The sequence below is a fragment of the Lachnoclostridium sp. An14 genome (assembly GCF_002160755.1).
Lineage (GTDB): Bacteria > Bacillota > Clostridia > Lachnospirales > Lachnospiraceae > Lachnoclostridium_A.
Genome location: NZ_NFLE01000009.1, coordinates 78,459 through 95,084 on the forward strand (window position 1 = coordinate 78,459; position 16,626 = coordinate 95,084).

A 16,626-nucleotide genomic window follows, 5' to 3' on the forward strand; every position below is an offset into this window, starting at 1 on the left:
ATGAATACCAACGATCTGAATACGGCCCTTTATGAGAAGATGGCCGCTGAACAGGACAAATACCGGGACTGGCTGAAAAGCCAGCCCCCGGAGGAAATCCTGCACCATACCTATGAGTACACCGTCCGGGAGGACATTGTGATGGCGATGGAGGACTTGGAGCTGACCGATGCCCAGGCCCAGGCGCTTTTGGATTCGCCTACACCGCTGGCCGATGTGTACCGTCACTTTGAGAAGCTGGAGACCGGCTACATGGATGTGATCCGGGACAGCATTGAAAACCGAGCGGATGATGTGTGTAAGGTTTTGGAAGAACAGCGGTCCATCCCTCTCTATCTCCATTCTGCCGCCTATGCGTCCCAGCATGGGGAGATGGCACAATATAACCGCTCTTATCAGGCAAACTTTGACTGTAAAGAGGCCATTGAACACGCCATCAGCGCCCACTATGCGGATAACCGACTGGATACGGAGTCTGCGGTTAAGGCGGTGCTGGAAAAGTTCGGGTCGGAACGAGTACAGTTCATCCTTGCCAACACCATCCAGCATAAGGACAGCGACGGTCGCGTTTCCCGTGACAACAAAGCCTGGGCAAAGACCATTCCCATGCCGGAGGACAGCGGCACTTCGCGCCACTGTGCTTATCTGGTTGTGGATGAGGTCAATCTTGGTCTGACCGATCTGTTTACACGGCAGGCACGAAAAACGCTTCAGGAACCGGAGAAAGGCTCTGTCTTGCAAAAGCTCAAACAGGAGCCTACCACCCACAAGCCTGCTTTATCGAAGAAACAGGAGCCGGAACGATGAGCGCCAAAAAGCGTAAACGGGATGTGCCGGTCCTGTTTTGGGTTTCCGATGCGGAGATGGAAGCGATCCAGCAGAAAATGGCACAGTTCGGAACAAAAAACCTGAGCGCCTATCTGCGGAAGATGGCTGTGGACGGCTATGTGGTACAGCTGGACTTGCCGGAGCTGAAGGAACTGGTATCCCTGTTGCGCCGAAGCAGCAATAACCTGAACCAGCTCACCCGACGGGTACATGAAACGGGGCGGATTTATGATGCTGACCTGGAGGATATAGCCCAACGGCAGGAGCAGTTATGGGAGGGCGTGAAAGAAATCCTAACCCAGCTTTCCAGGCTTTCGTAACAGGGATATATGCCCCAACTGCGGAGGGAGGAACGGCGTTCTTTTCGCCGCGCCTTCCTCCGTTTTTTCTTTTGCCCATATCCTTGTCTTTTTGAAATGTTGGAAGGATAATATGGGTAGAAAACAGATTGCCGCAAAGGAGTTGAGAATAGATGAAAACCTTTGAGAAGGTGTTGGAGATTTTTCGTGAGTATTTGGACTGTGATCTAGAGGAAGAAGTCCTCCCTTGTCGAGAAGGTTATCTCCGCGTCACATGGAATGGAGATTCCCGCTACTGTGTGGATGGACTTCTCAGCCGGACACCGGACGAACTATTCGAGGTGCTGTTATCTGATTATCGCAGCTATGAGGAACTGCGGCTAACCAAAGGATGCCGAGAAGTGACGGAAGAAGATGAAAGACAGGCAGAAATTCTCTGTCAGAGCTTTCGGGAACGATGGAAGGAGGAAGAAAAATGAGGGCGATCTGGTTCATTCTGAAACTGCCGTTGAAGATTTTAATGGCTCCGGTGATTCTGTCGCTGACCCTGTTCGTCTGGATTTGTGTGGGGATTGTCTATGTCTCCGGTTTGGTGCTGGGGCTTATCAGCATGGTGGTTGCCCTGCTGGGTGTGGCAGTTCTGATTACTTACTCCTTGCAAAACGGCATTATCCTGCTGGTGATAGCATTTCTCATTAGTCCCTATGGTTTGCCAATGGCTGCAATCTGGCTACTGGGCAAGGTACAGGACTTGAAGTTTATCATTCAAGATTTGGTTTATGGATAATATGAAAACCTCCGACGAATTTCGTCGGAGGTTTTATGGTTCTAGGTTATCTTCTTGAAAAAGCGGCGATGCAAAAAAGGTATCTATCCCAATCCCCATTCCTTGGCACATCTCATGAATGATCCGTAGCTTAACCGAATCATACGAGCAGTTGATGACATTTCCAATCGTAGACTTGGGAACACCGCTTTTCATATACAGTTGATATTGTGTCATTTTTCTTTCATCTAGTAATTCTAACAGACGTTTGCTTACCGCCTCGTTTAGCTTCATTCTATACACCGCCCCTGTGACTGTACTATATTTAGTATATGGGCAGTTTTGCTAAAATTGGTCCCTGTACCTGTACTAATAGAGCTATTTGCAGTATGATGGTAATAGGGGTGCCATCGTATGAACGTAACTTTTTGTGGCCATTCGCAAATCACAAAGGCAGACAATATTGCGAATTGGCTTCGCAATGTAACACAAGACCTAATTGAGCAAGGAGCAACAACTTTTTATCTTGGAGGATATGGAGAGTTCGACAGTTTAGCAGCGTCTATTTTACGGGAACAAAAGAAAAAGTATCCGCAAATCGAGCTGGTTCTTGTATTGGCATATTTGAACACTGGCCGGGATGTTTCTGGCTATGACAGTACCGTGTATCCACCGCTGGAAAACGTACCGCGCCGTTTTTCGATTTCTCATAGAAATCGCTGGATGGTAGAGTCCGCCGATGTAGTGGTGGCCTATGTTCTCCATGATTGGGGCGGAGCAGCCACAACGTTACGGTGTGCCAAACAGAAAAAGAAGCAGATTATTTCATATCGTGATGAAATGGGCAGCTGAGGTTGTCTATTTTGCTGCCACTTCATATTTCCAAAACTGTTGAACGTTAAGCTGTCGGTAAAATTATGCCGAATTTTCATCACTTTACTTTTGAACTAATATTGCTTATAATATTAGTGTGAAAGGAAGTGGTACGGTGGGACAATTTGAACAGCTGGATCAGCTGCTGGAAACACAGGATGGGATGCTGCGAACAGCTCAAGTAGTATCTGCTGGTATTTCTAAGCCTGTTTTTTATGATTATGTGCACTCACGGGAATTGGAGCGGGTCGCGCATGGAATTTATCTTTCCAAGGATGCCTGGGTCGATGCCATGTACTTACTTCATCTGCGGGTCGAACAGGCAGTGTTTTCCCATGAGACAGCTTTATTTTTTCACGATCTGACAGACCGCGAGCCGCTGGAATATACGGTCACAGTCAAGACCGGATATAATCCCTCCAAGCTGAAAGCAGAGGGCGTACAGGTATTCACCATTAAGGCGGAACTGCATGGGGTGGGCCTGACAACGGCTCAGACACCATTTGGGCATACAGTTCCTGTCTATGACCTGGAGCGCACCATCTGCGACCTGCTCCGCAGCAGGAACAACATGGAGATGCAGACTTTTCAAGGGGCATTAAAGATGTATGCCAGAAGAAAAGACAAAGACCTGCGGACATTGATGCGGTATGCCGGTATGTTCCGGGTAGAAAAAATTCTGCGGCAGTATTTGGAGGTGCTTTTATGATAAAAACAGCAAGGCAGTTGAAGGATCTGATCCGCAATCTTTCCAGAAAAAAATCTGCGGACGCCCAGCTCTTGATGCGGAACTACATGATGGAGCGTTTTCTGGAGCGTATCTCCCTTTCTGAATATCGTGACAAATTTATTCTGAAAGGCGGTATGCTGGTAGCGGCTATGGTTGGTCTGGATGCCCGTTCCACGATGGATTTGGACGCTACTGTAAAAGGAGCCAATGTCAATGTGGAGGACATAGAGAATTTGATTTCCGCTATTGTGAGTGTCCCGCTTGATGATGGCGTCAAATTCCAGCTGAAAAGTATTTCGGAGATTATGGATGAGGCGGAATATCCGGGGATTCGCGTAAATATGACTACAACCTTTGACGGTGTGGTGACGCCTTTGAAGATTGACATTTCCACAGGGGATGCCATTACCCCCAGGGAGATCCGCTACTCTTTCAAGCTGATGCTGGAAGATCGCTCCATTGATATTTGGGCGTACAATCTGGAAACGGTTCTGGCCGAAAAGCTGGAAACGATCATTACCAGAACTACCACCAACACCCGCATGAGAGATTTCTATGACATTTATATTCTGGAACAGCTGCATGGGAATACATTGGACCCTCAGATTCTCCATGATGCGCTGCGGGCCACTGCTCACAAACGCGGGACAGAACGACATCTTGCAGAAGCTGCCGAAGTTTTTGAGGAAGTGGAGAACAGCTCGGTTATGCAGAAACTTTGGGAATCGTACCGCAAAAAATTTTCCTATGCGGCAGATCTGGAGTGGAACATCATCATGGGGGCGGTGCGCAGTTTATACGCTCTCAGTGAAAAGGAATCGAGCCTATGAAGAAGCACGGCCATTATTGTAAAGTCTGCGGAGAATATAAGGCTAATGAAAAATTTTCCGGCAAAGGTCATGCGGCGCACGTCTGTAAATCCTGTGCTTCTTTGCCGCCGGAGAAGCAAGCGGAGCAAATGACAATAAACCGCTTGCTGAATCTCCCATGGAGATTATCAAAGGAGCAGATTTCCTGGCTGAAGAACCGAATGAAAGATAAGCGCCGGGAAGTTCGTGCGCTGGCAAAAGAACAATACGAGATGAGGTTTCCTCCGAAGCGGTTAGAGGACATCGAGGACAATTTTGATTTTCTCGATGAGGACGATTTAATAGAATAACAAAAGCGGTCTGCACCATGCAGGCCGTTTCTTTTTTGGAAAGGAGGTCTCCCTTATGGCAACCACACGCATCATGCCGCTGCATATCGGCAAGGGTCGGACTGAGAGCCGTGCCATCAGCGATATTATTGACTATGTGGCAAATCCCCAAAAGACCGACAACGGAAAATTGATTACCAGCTATGGATGTGACAGCCGCACTGCTGATGCAGAGTTTCTGTTGGCAAAGCGGCAGTATATTGCCGCCACCGGACGAGTGCGCGGTACAGATGATGTGATCGCCTACCATGTGCGCCAGTCGTTCAGGCCCGGAGAGATCACACCGGAGGAAGCCAACCGGCTGGGCATAGAATTTGCCAGGCGGTTCACCAAAGGCAATCATTCCTTTGTGGTCTGCACCCACATCGACAAATCGCATATTCATAATCACATCATCTGGTCGGCGGTCAATATGGATTGTGACCGGAAGTTCCGTAACTTTTGGGGAAGCACCAGAGCTGTTCGACGTTTAAGTGACACCATTTGTATCGAGAACGGACTATCCATTGTGGAGAACCCCAAGCCCCACGGAAAAAGCTACAACAAGTGGCTGGGCGAACAAGCCAAGCCCTCCCATCGGGAACAGCTACGGGTGATGATTGACCGGGCGCTGGAGCAAAAGCCAGCAGACTTTGACACACTTCTGCAACTGCTTTCCGAGATGGGCTGCGAGGTATCTCGGCGCGGGAAAGCAATCCGCCTTAAAGCTCCCGGCTGGAAGAATGTAGCCCGTATGGATGACAAGCTGGGAGCCGGGTACAGCGAAACAGAAATCCGTGCGGTGCTGGCTGGAGAAAAGCAGCACACGCCCCGCAAGAAATCCACCGTGCAGCCGGAGCCACCCAAGGTCAATTTGCTGGTGGATATTCAGGCAAAATTGCAGGCCGGGAAAGGTGCTGGATATGCACGCTGGGCCAAGGTTTTTAACTTAAAACAGATGGCGCAGACCGTGAATTTTCTTACCGAACATCACCTACTGGACTATACAGAGCTGGAAGAAAAAGCGGTGGCGGCTACCGCCCATCACAATGAGCTGTCAGCGCAGATTAAGGCGACGGAGAAACGCATGGCAGAGATCGCCGTCCTGCGTACCCATATCGTTAATTATGCCAAGACCCGCGAGACCTATGTTGCCTATCGCAAGGCCGGTTATTCCCGAAAATTTCGGGAGGAACATGAGCAAGAAATTCTGCTCCATCAGGCGGCAAAAAATGCCTTTGATGAGATGGGAGTGAAGAAGCTGCCCAAGGTCAAAGACCTGCAATCTGAGTATGCCAAACTGCTGGAGGAAAAGAAGAAAACCTACGCCGAGTACCGGCGTTCCCGTGAGGAAATGCGGGAACTTTTGACGGCAAAGGCCAATGTGGATCGGCTGCTGAAAATGGATGAGGAACAGAAAAAAGAACAAGAAAAAGACCACGGCCAGCGGTAAGCCGGTCATGGTCATAAGCGTCCATCGGACGCGTAGCCGCAGAATGAAATTCTGCGTTCAAAGGGGCTTGGGGGCGCTGCCCTCAACAAGCAAAGCAGAGGGGGAAATCACGTCAGGATTTTTCCCTCTGTGGGCCGAGTGTATTAACACCGGCATTGCTTGCCACTTTTGTTCGCAAACAATATCCGTATCCTTTACACGATGATTTACTTTTATTATCATAGTCGTAATAAGTATATAAACTACTTACATATAAGCACCTAAAATATGAAAGGGCTGATAAAATGATGACCTTTGAAAAGGTTTTAGAAGTATTCAACGATTACCTAAATAAAGATAGTGTTTTGGAGGTGGTGAACACTAAGCGAGGATACACCGTTATGATTTGGGATGAAAAAGATGAGCAATGGTTTGGTGTGGAACATTGCAAAGCCCCCGAGCTTTTACGGGATGCCTTACTTGATGGCTATCGTGATTTTTTAGAGCAACAACTTACTCATAACCGCAGGAGTTTAACCGAAACAGAAATCTTAGATATTCAAAACCGATGTGAACAGCTTTATGATTTGTGTGGAGAATAAAAAAATAACCTAAAAAGTGCGATAGCCTGTGTAGGTGTCGCACTTTTTTCAGTTGGCTTGGCTTACGAAAACAGCGTTAATTATTCCGCAGTTTCTCTTGCCTTTTTCAAGCCTTGAGCCGTAGCTTCCATCACGATAAGCTCCTTTTCTTCCATATCATTCAACAGTACATCAACTTGTTTGCGGCGATTGTTGTCGCCATCTTCATTGCATGGAAAAAAGAACTGGTCTACAGAGATGTCAAGCAAGGTAGTAATGAGATAAAATTTGTTAAGCCTTGGGTGCTGCCCCCTGTTCTCTATATACATAATAGAGCGTGGCGTAAGGTCTACCAGTTGGGCAAGATATTCCTGTGTCCACCCTTTTGCTTCCCGAGCTTTTTTTATCGCTATACCTAACGGCTTAAAATCAAGTTTTCTTTCATCTTGGTACATTTTAATATCATCCTATATCATTGTACATTTCGGGTGATGATATTTGAACGAAGTATGATTTTATGTTTAGTAGTGTATAATTTCGTATTAGTGGAGAGAAACTTGCTATTATTCGTCATTCCGTATATAATAATTATATACTCTTTGCGAAAGGAAGTTGATATTATGAATTACATTTCTGTGAAAGCCGCTTCTGAAAAATGGGGCATATCGGAAAGACGGATACAAAAATTATGTGAGGAAAATCGCATTGACGGAACTGAAAAATTTGGTCGTGCATGGATGATACCAAAAGATGCAGAAAAACCCGTTGATGGACGTATGAAAACAAGGAACAAACAGGAGGAGAATCATGGAATTTAATGAAAAGCTACAACAGCTTAGGACTGGAAAGAACTTAACGCAGGAACAACTTGCGGAGCAATTATATGTATCAAGAACAGCCATTTCAAAATGGGAAAGCGGCAAGGGTTACCCTAACATTGAGTCGCTCAAGTGTATTTCTAAATTCTTTTCTGTGACCATAGATGAACTGCTATCGGGCGAAGAACTGATTACACTTGCCGAAACTGAAAATCGTTCCAACTTGAAAAAAATTTACAGTTTCATTTATGGAATATTAGATATGATGGCGGTTACTTTTATACTTTTGCCGTTGTATGGTAACGGTAACCTTGTTGACGGATATATTTATTCTGTCAATCTACTTTCATTTACAGACACTACCCCAATATATCTTGCAATCTATTGGATTGTTTTTATTGTTTTGATTGCACTTGGGATAGCGAAACTGATGTGTGTTTGTTTTGAAAAGGAATCATGGAGCAACATAATCACAAAATGCTCTCTCGTGCTGAGTACGCTTTTTATCTGCTTCTTCGCTGCGGCAAGACAACCCTATGTAACCGCCCTTATGTTTCTGCTATTTGTTGCTAAAATATTTGTCTGGATAAAGCAAACCCAAACAAAGTAAAATGCCATAAACCCTTTAAAATAGGCTCTGACACGATAAGTGTCGGAGCTTTTTTCGTGCTGACATCTATTGTGTCGGCATTGTGACGGTAGATTTCTTGGCTTCTATGCAATACTCGTGGATAATAAGATTGTGGTCAGCGAAAACAAGAACAGCAACCCACGGAAAGGAGAATCAAATATGGATTATATCATTGAAACAGAAAATCTTACGAAGCGATACGGAACAGCCACCGTTGTCGATAAGGTAAATCTTCATGTGCCAAAGGGCAAAATTTATGGTTTGCTCGGCAGAAACGGAGCAGGCAAAACCACAGCAATGAAAATGATGTTGCAGCTTGCTTTCCCAACGGAGGGAACGGTACGCTTGTTTGGCACAAACTATAAGGAAAATATCCATACCCTTTATAGCAAAGTAGGCTCTATTATCGAAACACCGGGATTTTACAGTAATTTAACAGGGTATGAGAATTTGCAAATTCTCGCTAAACTGCGAGGGGGAGTATCTAAAAGTGGAGTAGAAAAAGCTCTTGAAGTTGTGGGGCTGCATAAGGAGAAAAGAAAAGTCTTTTCCGATTATTCCCTCGGAATGAAGCAACGGCTTGGTATTGCCGCCGCCATTATGCACGAGCCGGAGCTTTTAATACTTGACGAACCGATTAACGGACTTGACCCCATTGGAATAGTTGAAATACGCTCATTTTTATCTGAACTTAGTCACAATCATGGCATTACCATTTTTATCTCAAGCCATGTTTTAAGCGAGATTGAACAGATAGCAGATATTATCGGCGTTATGCACGAGGGGCATTTAGTAGAGGAAGTGAATATATCCGAGCTTCACAAAAGGAATCGAAAATACATTCAATTTGATTTATCTGACAGTGAGATAGCCGGAAAGATTTTAGAAAACCACTACCACATGACGGATTTTACAGTGCAGGACGGTACGGTGAGAATTTATGACTTTAGCCAAAGTGTTGGAGAAATCAATCGAGAATTTGCACGAAATGGACTGCTCGTGACAAGGATAAATGATAGTGAGGAAAACTTAGAGGACTACTTTTCTAAACTGATTGGAGGTGGCGGTATTGCTTAATCTTATTTCTTGTGAATTATTAAAACTAAAGCGTTCAAAAATGGTGCTAATTAGTGTGGCAGGGGTATTATCTACCCCACTTTTGATGTTAATAGAAGCCTTGCAAACACATTTTGATAAGCCGGAGATTATCTTTACCTTGTCTGACATATACAGCGACAGTGTACTGTATATCATGCTGCTGGTAAACATTATGATATATGTGGCAATTGCAGCTTACTTGTTTAGCAGAGAGTACACAGAAAGCACCCTCAAAACCATATTGCCCATACCCATTTCAAGGACAAAACTATTAATTGGAAAATTTTGCACCCTGCTTCTTTGGATTGTTATGCTAACCCTTGTAACATGGGCAGGTATATTTATCGTTTGTGGGCTATATGACGCTGTCTTTACATTGGAGGGATATAGCTTACTAGTGGCAATAGTATGGCTCCCCAAGTTTTTGTTTGGCAGTATCCTGATGTTTTTAACAGTTTCTCCTTTTGTGTTTGTTGCTATGAAAACAAAAGGATTTGTCGCCCCGATGATTGGCTCTGCCGTGATTGTCATGGGAAGTGCCGCACTTTCAAATCAAGAATGGGGAGCGTTGTATCCGTGGACAGCCACCTATTTCTTGGTGCAGGGTAAACTTCAGAGTACCGGCTATCCTACACTGCTGTCTGTATCTATTATTATTCTTGTATCAGCAGTTGGTTTTCTTATGACCTTTCATCATTTTAAAAAGGAGGATTTGAAATAATGGTACTTGATTTTATAGAAATTTTAAAAGTTATTTTTCTTGGAATTGTTGAGGGTATTACTGAGTGGCTACCTATCAGCAGCACAGGACATATGATTCTTGTGGACGAATTTATCACACTTAATATGAGCGAAGCATTTAAAGAAATGTTTTTTGTTGTTATTCAACTTGGAGCTATACTCGCAGTGGTTGTAATGTTTTGGAACAAGATGTTTCCCTTTCAATTTAAGAACAAAGCACAGTCAATTGTTAAAAAGGATACTTTCTCGTTGTGGTTCAAGGTTGCGGTAGCTTGTGTACCGTCAGCTATTATGGGGATTCTATTTGATGATTATTTGGATGCTTACCTCCAAACCCCCATTGTGATTTCAATCATGTTAATCTTTTATGGTTTGTTATTCATTCTCATAGAAAATTGGAATAAAAAGCGTACTCCTACTACTATGGCACTTTCTGACATCAGCTATAAAACAGCAATCTTGATAGGGGCATTTCAAGTGTTATCACTTATACCCGGCACATCACGGTCGGGAGCAACGATTATAGGTGCTTTACTCATAGGAGTTTCACGAGTGGCAGCAGCAGAGTTTACTTTTTTCCTCGCAGTACCTACTATGCTTGGAGCAAGTGCTTTTAAGCTGTTAAAATTCGGGTTTGAATTTACAAGTGCAGAACTGCTCGCTCTTGTTCTCGGTATGGCTGTGGCATTTGCGGTATCTGTCTTAGTAATTAAATTCCTAATGAACTTTATCAAAAAACATGATTTTAAGGTGTTTGGTTGGTATCGAATTGTGCTTGGTATACTTGTTGTACTTATAAAATCTTAATAATGCGTTTTCTTTGTGCGCGAATAAAAATGCCAGTTGGTCCTTAAGATCAGCTGGCATTTTTGTTTCTGGGGATGGAAAACAACCCAGAGATTCTCGTTGTCGATCTCCTCCTGATTTTAGTTTGCATGGTGAATTTTGCAAATTGAATCTACAGGAGGTTAATAATGGGATTTAATTATGGATATGAGAAAAAGAAGTTTGATAGTAGATGGAAGCGTTTAGAAGTTGAGTATTGTGATGCAGGGATGAGCGAAGAACAGATTGCTGCCATGAAAGAATATGACTGGGCATGGTTTTGCAGTCAAAGGGTTTTTCAAAACCATACGCAACCAATACCTTGTGAACAATATGATGAAGTATGTGGTCAATCACAGCTGTTCCGAAAGTTTGCATCGTTATCTTATCAATGGGATGTTGATAAGATTGATCAAACGCGATATGGATGGTTGGCTTCGGTGGAAAACGAACAACTACTGTTGAGATTGAAGAAGCTGTCGAAGAAAGATTTGGAGCTATTGACATTACTTTTTGTGGATGGTTATCGTCAAATTGATGTAGCACGTCTTTGGCATTGTTCCAGAAGTGCTGTTGCACAAAGATTTAAAAAAATAAAAAAATTTTTGAATAACACTTAACAAATGAAGCGTATCAGTGCCTACCCATTGAGGGAAGAACATTCTCCCAATGTGGAGCTTGACAATTTCATAGACGGCATTTCCGGTACATAACCTATGTACGAGCGAATCAGGCACGCCGCGAAGATGGACAGCCCCAGGAGGTGATGAATAGGACTGTTCCGAGCGATCCACGTCAGCCTGATACCCGAAAGTGGCATTTCAGGGCGCGATGACTGCATAGGGGTTAAAGATACTTCCTCACGGCCTCCTAAAGACTTGGGGGGAACTCTGCGGCGCACGAGTAAAACGACGCTGTGGAGTTATGACAGCCGCGCCAGCGGAGACCGGAATGTCCCCATCGCCAGGGGTGCGTGGCAAATGTGGCGAGTAAATTTTTCAAAGTCAGATACCATGCGCTGGCAGCTTCGGTTGCCAGCGCATTCATGTGATTTTGAAAGCAACAACCACATCTTTGACAGAAAGGGGGACCACCTATGGAAAAATTGATTTCGCGGAAAGAGGCTGCCAAATTACTGGGGATTAGCATTGCCACTTTGGATGCAGCTCGAAACAGTGGGCTAATTTCCTATGTTCAGTATGTGCAAAATGGTTGCGTGTACTTTACAGATGCTGGCCTTCAGGAGTATATCGCAAAATGCACCCATCGTGCAAAGCCAGTGGAAAAAAGCGCTACATACCGCAAGCTGCGAAGTGTCCGAGCTTGAGCTGTTCCGTATCCTTGCTGGAACCTAATATGTCTGATAAAACAAAGGTACAGCGCTGGACATTATTCTTAGGAGGTGACGGAATTGGCAAAAAGAAAAAGGGCAATTCCTCAATATGGTACGGTCGTGCTTAACGGCATTGAATATTATAGAACCAGAGTCGAAGATTCGGATGGAAACAGAGTGGCGCTTTATGCAAAGACGCCCGAAAAGCTTTATGACAAGGAACTGGAGGCGTTAGAGCAGATTGACAGTACTACGTTTCGTCGAAGATCGCCTACGGTTGCTGAGTACTGTGAGAAGTGGCTGCTGATGCAGTCCGTCCATGTTCGGGCCACCACCTTGACAGATTATACCTCTAAGGTGCGGCGGCACATTATTGGAGGGCTGGGAGACAAGAGAATGGCTGATGTATCCCTGGATGACATCCAACTTGCCCTCGTACCTGTTTCCAAGAAGTCGGCTTCGGTTTATAAGTCTGTGGTGATTCTCTGCAAGTCCATTTTCCGGGCGGCCAAGGAGAGCCATGTGATTGACGAGGACCCGACCATATACCTGGATGCAAAGGGAGGAGTTCCCCAGGAAGAAAGACAGGCATTGACGGATGAACAGGTTGAGCGGCTTTTGGACACGATCCGGGATTTGCCGCCCTATGTATTTGTGATGATCGGTTTATATGCCGGTCTGCGCCGGGAAGAAATCCTGGCGCTGCAATGGGATTCTGTGTATCTGGATGCAGAGGCTCCGTACTTAACGGTACGGCGGGCATGGCACACAGAACATAACAGGCCGGTCATTCTTACCGAGCTAAAGACCAAAGCGGCACAAAGAAACATTCCTCTCCCGGTCTGTCTGGTTGAATGTCTGAAAGATGCAAAGAAAAAATCCACTTCGGATTATGTGATTGCCAATCGGGACGGTGATCCGCTATCCTATACACAGTTTAAGCGGCTGTGGCAGTATATTGTGACGCGGACTGCAAAGCCGAGAATGGCCAGAAAACTTGTGGACGGAAAGTATGTAAAATATATGCTTTACCCGAAACTTGGAGAAAAAGCCAGGAATAACGGCCATGTGGTATATAGCCTGGATTTTGAAGTGACACCGCATCAGCTGCGGCACACCTACATCACCAATCTGATTCATTCTTCGGTGGACCCCAAAACGGTACAATATTTGGCGGGCCATGAAAGCAGCAAAATCACGATGGACATTTACGCAAAGGTCAAATACAACAGGCCGGATGATCTTGTCAAAGCAATGGGCTGTGCCTTTGACTTATGGGACGCTGTGTAAGTTCCGAACAATTCAGAAAATGAAGTAAGAGCGAGACAAGGATGTCTCGCTCTTAGTTTTTCCTTGGCCGTATCTTTGATTCAATTTGAAATCTCTGATAAAAAGGAGGTGTAGATACATCACCACGCGAGAAAGGAAATTAATTATGGCAAAGAAGAAAAAAAACATACCTCAATATGGAACCGTCACACGAAAGGGTGTCCTGTATTACAGAACCCGGATTCTGGACGCAGACGGCAAGCAGGTGAGCTTGTATGGGACTACCTGCGAGGAACTGTACGATAAAGAGCAGGAGGCGAGACGCCAGGTAGCGGAGATCATCTTCCACCGGGAGCATCCTACTGTGGCCGAGTATTGTGAGAAGTGGCTGTTGATGCAATCCGCAAAAGTGTCGCCGGCTACACTGAAGGGCTACGCCTCCAATATGAAGAACTACATTATCAAGCCTTTGGGAGATATGTATATGGAGGAAGTAACAGCGGATGATATTCGTCTGGCGCTGATCCCATTGTCCAATAAGTCCGAGAGCCTGCACAATACGGTGAATATGCTCCTCAAGTGCATTTTTTACTCGGCAGAGCGGAGCCAGTTGCTGGAATACAATCCGTGTGAGGGGATTTCGGCAAAAGGAGGGAAACCGACCCAAAAGAAAGATTCGCTGACAGACCAGCAGGTGGAAGTGCTGCTGGAAACCGTCAAAGGACTTCCGCCGTATCTGTTTACCATGATCGGCTTATATGCCGGTCTGCGCCGAGAAGAAGCTCTCGCCTTGCAATGGGATTGTGTGTTCCTCGATGCACCCACTCCATATATCTCTGTGCGGCGCGCATGGCGATCAGAGCATAACAGACCGGTTATCTCTACAACGCTTAAGACGAAAGCAGCAAGAAGGGATATTCCCATTCCCAAATGCCTTGTGAATTGTCTGCGGGAAGCCAAGGCTGCCTCCAAATCGGAATATGTGATTGCCGATAGTGAGGGACAGCCCTTGTCATATTCGCAGTTCAAACGTGTCTGGCAGTACATCGTTGTTCGGTCTACCAAGGAGCGTACCTATTATAAGTATGTGAACGGACAGAGCATCAAGTACACTGTTCAGCCGAGTCTGGGAGGACATCAGAAAAACAATCCCAACATTGTGTATAGCCTGGACTTCGATGTGACACCGCACCTGCTGCGGCATACCTACATCACCAATCTTCTGTATGCAGGTGTTGACCCCAAGACGGTCCAGTACCTTGCCGGACATGAGAACAGCAAGACAACTATGGACATCTATGCAAGAGTAAAGTATAATAAACCAGAACAGCTATTCGATGTAGTAAATTCTGCATTTCATCAAGCTGTCCCCTCGTAAAAGTGGCCTGTTTTTTGGTTAAGGAATAGGACAACCGAGGGGCCGAGGCTCAAAAAAGCCCGGAATATCAAGGAAAATCATCGCTCAGACGATTGAAATACGGCTTAAAGGCAGCCCGTCGCGCTCCGCAGTTCTCCAAGAGATAATCAATTGCATACTGCAATATCAAACCCCACAGACGTTATGTTTGTGGGGTTTTTTTGATAAAATAATTGTGGCATACTTTATCTATAGAAAGAGAACATATATGACTGATGAAATAAAGAAGGAGGAAAAATGCCGGAAATATCACTATTTTATGGAATTAGGGTGATAATGTATTATGATGACCATAATCCCCATAATCCCCCGCATTTTCATGCAGAATATAATGGAAATAGGGTAATTGTTGAAATCGAAGGAGCGAGAGTGATAAAGGGTGCTTTCCCCTCAAGACAATTAAAGTTAATATTAGCTTGGTGTGTTTTACATCAGGACGAACTGATGCAGAATTGGGAACTGTCAAAAGATGGTAAGCCGTTAAATCGAATTAATCCGTTAGTATAGCAGGAGGTGACAGTATGTTTCCGAGGGTAGTACAGGTGATACCAATGAAGGATTATTCTGTATATGTATACTTTGAAGATGGCAAAATTGTACATTATGATATGTCACGGATGATTGAGAAAGAAGTATTTTATCCGCTGAAAGATATAGATGTTTTTATGGATACCTGCACGGTGATGAACGATACGCTTGCATGGGATATTCATAAGAATTGGGATAATACAATGTGCTTGGATATTGACCCGGATATGCTGTATGAATTACCGATGGCGGTGGAAATGATTGCGTAATATATGGCTTGGGGCAGTATATGTAGATCTGAACGTATATGTATAACTAACACGTAACTGACAAACCGCTTATAACCACTGTATTTACGGTGTTTGGAGTTCTCCAAGAGATAATCTGCTGGCGGGATATATCAAAATGGTTCAAGAACCCCGGAAAATCAAGGGTTTCCGGGGAATTCTTATACCCGGAAAGGCTGATATAGTTTGACGGGATTTGGCCGAACGAAACACGTTTTAACCCGTTTTTTATGGGCTAAACATAGGACAACCATCCCCAGACAGGGGGAATGGGCTAAAAAGTAGGACAATTTTCAGGCGATTTCAGCCCTCTCAAGGCGCGTGTTTTTGGCTCCGGCAGGGTGCATTTTTATTCAACGTGTTTCGTCTGAATTTGACCTGATCCAAACAAAGGAAAATAAATTGATCGCTGAGCGCCCGGCATTCTTACTGGGCGCTTTTTGCATTTTCGGGGGAGGTTATCCGGGAACAGAAAAAGAAATCCGACACAGCTTAATGCGTCTGCATCTGCTGTGCCGGATTCTTTATTTTCTCATGGATGGGCAGCAAGGGAGTTTCGCATCCAGTCCGTCCAGATAACTGGTTCCCCAATTACACATAACCTCCAAAACGGGGACAATGCTTTTCCCAAAGGGTGTTAAAGAATAGATTGTCTTTGGAGGATTTTCCGGTATTACTTCTCTGGAAACCTTTCCGTGTTGCTGGAGATCCCGGAGCTGCTGCGAAAGCATCTTCGCTGTGGCCTTTGGAATGAGCCGCTGAAGCTCCATGTAGTGAAGTGGCTGTTCGATAAGATGCCATAAGATGAGTGGCTTATATTTACCACCGATCAAGGATAACGTCGCCTCCACAGGGCAACTAAAGTTTTCTGCTTGCATATTCGTACCTCCCTTGACGAAAGAGCACTTTCCTTTTGGGTACTATCTTCCCGGAAAGTACATTCTTGTGAAAAAAATTTGCGGTGCTACAATATAGTCGATGGTTGATTTGACA

General features: G+C 45.0%; 24 protein-coding genes. 21 read left to right on the top strand and 3 right to left on the bottom strand.

Going from position 1 to position 16,626, the window contains the following annotated elements; genetic code table 11:
- The 4 genes from B5E84_RS07080 (at position 1) to B5E84_RS07100 (ending at position 1,914) form a co-directional block, all read left to right on the top strand.
- Positions 1-807: a DUF3848 domain-containing protein gene (locus B5E84_RS07080; RefSeq protein WP_002578490.1), complete on the top strand. Its 807-nt coding sequence runs from the start codon at positions 1-3 to the stop codon at positions 805-807.
- Entirely contained in the window at positions 804-1,148 is a 345-nt protein-coding gene (locus tag B5E84_RS07085; protein WP_002578491.1) for a plasmid mobilization protein, read from the top strand. The genes B5E84_RS07080 and B5E84_RS07085 overlap by 4 nt, the downstream gene beginning before the upstream one ends.
- A gap of 152 nt (positions 1,149-1,300) precedes the next feature.
- Positions 1,301-1,606, top strand: coding sequence for a hypothetical protein (locus tag B5E84_RS07095; RefSeq protein ID WP_002578492.1), 306 nt, complete (start codon positions 1,301-1,303; stop codon positions 1,604-1,606).
- Complete coding sequence (locus B5E84_RS07100) at positions 1,603-1,914, top strand: CD1845 family protein (protein ID WP_002578493.1); 312 nt, start codon at positions 1,603-1,605, stop codon at positions 1,912-1,914. The genes B5E84_RS07095 and B5E84_RS07100 overlap by 4 nt, the downstream gene beginning before the upstream one ends.
- Before the next feature lie 33 nt (positions 1,915-1,947).
- Here the strand turns inward: B5E84_RS07100 and B5E84_RS07105 are convergent, their stop codons facing one another.
- A complete protein-coding gene (locus B5E84_RS07105; protein WP_002578494.1) occupies positions 1,948-2,187 on the bottom strand; it encodes a helix-turn-helix domain-containing protein in 240 nt (79 codons plus the stop codon).
- A 120-nt stretch (positions 2,188-2,307) separates the two neighbouring features.
- Between B5E84_RS07105 and B5E84_RS07110 the strand changes: the two genes are divergently transcribed.
- From B5E84_RS07110 to B5E84_RS07140, 6 genes are all read left to right on the top strand, one after another.
- Positions 2,308-2,745, top strand: coding sequence for a hypothetical protein (locus B5E84_RS07110; protein ID WP_002578495.1), 438 nt, complete (start codon positions 2,308-2,310; stop codon positions 2,743-2,745).
- A gap of 136 nt (positions 2,746-2,881) precedes the next feature.
- A complete protein-coding gene (locus tag B5E84_RS07115; RefSeq protein ID WP_002578496.1) occupies positions 2,882-3,475 on the top strand; it encodes a type IV toxin-antitoxin system AbiEi family antitoxin domain-containing protein in 594 nt (197 codons plus the stop codon).
- The gene (locus B5E84_RS07120; RefSeq protein ID WP_002578497.1) at positions 3,472-4,326 is read left to right on the top strand and encodes a nucleotidyl transferase AbiEii/AbiGii toxin family protein; all 855 of its coding nucleotides are present in this window, start codon (positions 3,472-3,474) and stop codon (positions 4,324-4,326) included. Before B5E84_RS07115 ends, B5E84_RS07120 begins: the two co-directional genes overlap by 4 nt.
- Positions 4,323-4,655 carry a hypothetical protein gene (locus B5E84_RS07125; protein ID WP_002578498.1) on the top strand — a complete coding sequence of 111 codons (333 nt, stop codon included), beginning with the start codon at positions 4,323-4,325 and terminating at the stop codon, positions 4,653-4,655. The genes B5E84_RS07120 and B5E84_RS07125 overlap by 4 nt, the downstream gene beginning before the upstream one ends.
- Before the next feature lie 55 nt (positions 4,656-4,710).
- Entirely contained in the window at positions 4,711-6,126 is a 1,416-nt protein-coding gene (locus tag B5E84_RS07130) for a relaxase/mobilization nuclease domain-containing protein (protein WP_002578499.1), read from the top strand.
- 284 nt (positions 6,127-6,410) lie between these two features.
- Positions 6,411-6,707: a hypothetical protein gene (locus tag B5E84_RS07140; RefSeq protein ID WP_002576327.1), complete on the top strand. Its 297-nt coding sequence runs from the start codon at positions 6,411-6,413 to the stop codon at positions 6,705-6,707.
- Positions 6,708-6,787: 80 nt separating this feature from the next.
- On the opposite strand, the gene B5E84_RS07145 is transcribed toward B5E84_RS07140, so the two are convergent.
- Complete coding sequence (locus B5E84_RS07145; RefSeq protein WP_002576326.1) at positions 6,788-7,141, bottom strand: helix-turn-helix domain-containing protein; 354 nt, start codon at positions 7,139-7,141, stop codon at positions 6,788-6,790.
- 165 nt (positions 7,142-7,306) lie between these two features.
- Here B5E84_RS07145 and B5E84_RS21290 point away from each other — a divergent pair, with 165 nt between their 5' ends.
- From B5E84_RS21290 to B5E84_RS07205, 11 genes are all read left to right on the top strand, one after another.
- Entirely contained in the window at positions 7,307-7,504 is a 198-nt protein-coding gene (locus B5E84_RS21290; protein ID WP_009246557.1) for a helix-turn-helix domain-containing protein, read from the top strand.
- Positions 7,494-8,114, top strand: a complete 621-nt coding sequence (gene bcrR / locus B5E84_RS07155; RefSeq protein WP_087166405.1) for a bacitracin resistance transcriptional activator BcrR — start codon at positions 7,494-7,496, stop codon at positions 8,112-8,114. The genes B5E84_RS21290 and bcrR overlap by 11 nt, the downstream gene beginning before the upstream one ends.
- Positions 8,115-8,294: 180 nt before the next feature.
- Positions 8,295-9,212 (top strand): bacitracin ABC transporter ATP-binding protein BcrA, encoded by a 918-nt coding sequence (gene bcrA, locus B5E84_RS07160; RefSeq protein ID WP_002576324.1) that lies wholly within the window; start codon positions 8,295-8,297, stop codon positions 9,210-9,212.
- On the top strand, positions 9,205-9,954 hold the full coding sequence (locus B5E84_RS07165; RefSeq protein ID WP_002576323.1) for an ABC transporter permease: 750 nt from the start codon (positions 9,205-9,207) through the stop codon (positions 9,952-9,954). The genes bcrA and B5E84_RS07165 overlap by 8 nt, the downstream gene beginning before the upstream one ends.
- Positions 9,954-10,781, top strand: coding sequence for a bacitracin resistance undecaprenyl-diphosphatase BcrD (gene bcrD / locus B5E84_RS07170; RefSeq protein ID WP_002576322.1), 828 nt, complete (start codon positions 9,954-9,956; stop codon positions 10,779-10,781). Before B5E84_RS07165 ends, bcrD begins: the two co-directional genes overlap by 1 nt.
- Positions 10,782-10,948: 167 nt before the next feature.
- Positions 10,949-11,419 (top strand): RNA polymerase subunit sigma-73, encoded by a 471-nt coding sequence (locus tag B5E84_RS07175; RefSeq protein WP_002576321.1) that lies wholly within the window; start codon positions 10,949-10,951, stop codon positions 11,417-11,419.
- A gap of 476 nt (positions 11,420-11,895) precedes the next feature.
- Entirely contained in the window at positions 11,896-12,126 is a 231-nt protein-coding gene (locus tag B5E84_RS07185) for a hypothetical protein (RefSeq protein WP_002576320.1), read from the top strand.
- A gap of 84 nt (positions 12,127-12,210) precedes the next feature.
- Positions 12,211-13,422, top strand: coding sequence for a tyrosine-type recombinase/integrase (locus B5E84_RS07190; protein WP_002576319.1), 1,212 nt, complete (start codon positions 12,211-12,213; stop codon positions 13,420-13,422).
- A gap of 145 nt (positions 13,423-13,567) precedes the next feature.
- Entirely contained in the window at positions 13,568-14,779 is a 1,212-nt protein-coding gene (locus tag B5E84_RS07195) for a tyrosine-type recombinase/integrase (protein WP_002576318.1), read from the top strand.
- Between the two features lie 276 nt (positions 14,780-15,055).
- Entirely contained in the window at positions 15,056-15,325 is a 270-nt protein-coding gene (locus B5E84_RS07200; RefSeq protein WP_087221216.1) for a DUF4160 domain-containing protein, read from the top strand.
- Positions 15,326-15,339: 14 nt separating this feature from the next.
- The gene (locus B5E84_RS07205) at positions 15,340-15,615 is read left to right on the top strand and encodes a DUF2442 domain-containing protein (protein ID WP_087221219.1); all 276 of its coding nucleotides are present in this window, start codon (positions 15,340-15,342) and stop codon (positions 15,613-15,615) included.
- Positions 15,616-16,157: 542 nt separating this feature from the next.
- Here the strand turns inward: B5E84_RS07205 and B5E84_RS07210 are convergent.
- On the bottom strand, positions 16,158-16,511 hold the full coding sequence (locus B5E84_RS07210; RefSeq protein ID WP_087221222.1) for a winged helix-turn-helix transcriptional regulator: 354 nt from the start codon (positions 16,509-16,511) through the stop codon (positions 16,158-16,160).
- Positions 16,512-16,626: the final 115 nt, after the last annotated feature.

Coding starts and splice junctions, on each gene's coding strand:
- B5E84_RS07110 (WP_002578495.1), top strand. CDS start 2,308: ATGAACGTAACTTTTTGTGGCCATTCGCAAATCACAAAGGCAGACAAT.
- B5E84_RS07100 (WP_002578493.1), top strand. CDS start 1,603: ATGAGGGCGATCTGGTTCATTCTGAAACTGCCGTTGAAGATTTTAATG.
- bcrR (WP_087166405.1), top strand. CDS start 7,494: ATGGAATTTAATGAAAAGCTACAACAGCTTAGGACTGGAAAGAACTTA.
- B5E84_RS21290 (WP_009246557.1), top strand. CDS start 7,307: ATGAATTACATTTCTGTGAAAGCCGCTTCTGAAAAATGGGGCATATCG.
- B5E84_RS07120 (WP_002578497.1), top strand. CDS start 3,472: ATGATAAAAACAGCAAGGCAGTTGAAGGATCTGATCCGCAATCTTTCC.
- B5E84_RS07175 (WP_002576321.1), top strand. CDS start 10,949: ATGGGATTTAATTATGGATATGAGAAAAAGAAGTTTGATAGTAGATGG.
- bcrA (WP_002576324.1), top strand. CDS start 8,295: ATGGATTATATCATTGAAACAGAAAATCTTACGAAGCGATACGGAACA.
- B5E84_RS07095 (WP_002578492.1), top strand. CDS start 1,301: ATGAAAACCTTTGAGAAGGTGTTGGAGATTTTTCGTGAGTATTTGGAC.
- B5E84_RS07125 (WP_002578498.1), top strand. CDS start 4,323: ATGAAGAAGCACGGCCATTATTGTAAAGTCTGCGGAGAATATAAGGCT.
- B5E84_RS07085 (WP_002578491.1), top strand. CDS start 804: ATGAGCGCCAAAAAGCGTAAACGGGATGTGCCGGTCCTGTTTTGGGTT.
- bcrD (WP_002576322.1), top strand. CDS start 9,954: ATGGTACTTGATTTTATAGAAATTTTAAAAGTTATTTTTCTTGGAATT.
- B5E84_RS07185 (WP_002576320.1), top strand. CDS start 11,896: ATGGAAAAATTGATTTCGCGGAAAGAGGCTGCCAAATTACTGGGGATT.
- B5E84_RS07130 (WP_002578499.1), top strand. CDS start 4,711: ATGGCAACCACACGCATCATGCCGCTGCATATCGGCAAGGGTCGGACT.
- B5E84_RS07140 (WP_002576327.1), top strand. CDS start 6,411: ATGATGACCTTTGAAAAGGTTTTAGAAGTATTCAACGATTACCTAAAT.
- B5E84_RS07200 (WP_087221216.1), top strand. CDS start 15,056: ATGCCGGAAATATCACTATTTTATGGAATTAGGGTGATAATGTATTAT.
- B5E84_RS07145 (WP_002576326.1), bottom strand. CDS start 7,141: ATGTACCAAGATGAAAGAAAACTTGATTTTAAGCCGTTAGGTATAGCG.
- B5E84_RS07105 (WP_002578494.1), bottom strand. CDS start 2,187: ATGAAGCTAAACGAGGCGGTAAGCAAACGTCTGTTAGAATTACTAGAT.
- B5E84_RS07195 (WP_002576318.1), top strand. CDS start 13,568: ATGGCAAAGAAGAAAAAAAACATACCTCAATATGGAACCGTCACACGA.
- B5E84_RS07210 (WP_087221222.1), bottom strand. CDS start 16,511: ATGCAAGCAGAAAACTTTAGTTGCCCTGTGGAGGCGACGTTATCCTTG.
- B5E84_RS07080 (WP_002578490.1), top strand. CDS start 1: ATGAATACCAACGATCTGAATACGGCCCTTTATGAGAAGATGGCCGCT.
- B5E84_RS07205 (WP_087221219.1), top strand. CDS start 15,340: ATGTTTCCGAGGGTAGTACAGGTGATACCAATGAAGGATTATTCTGTA.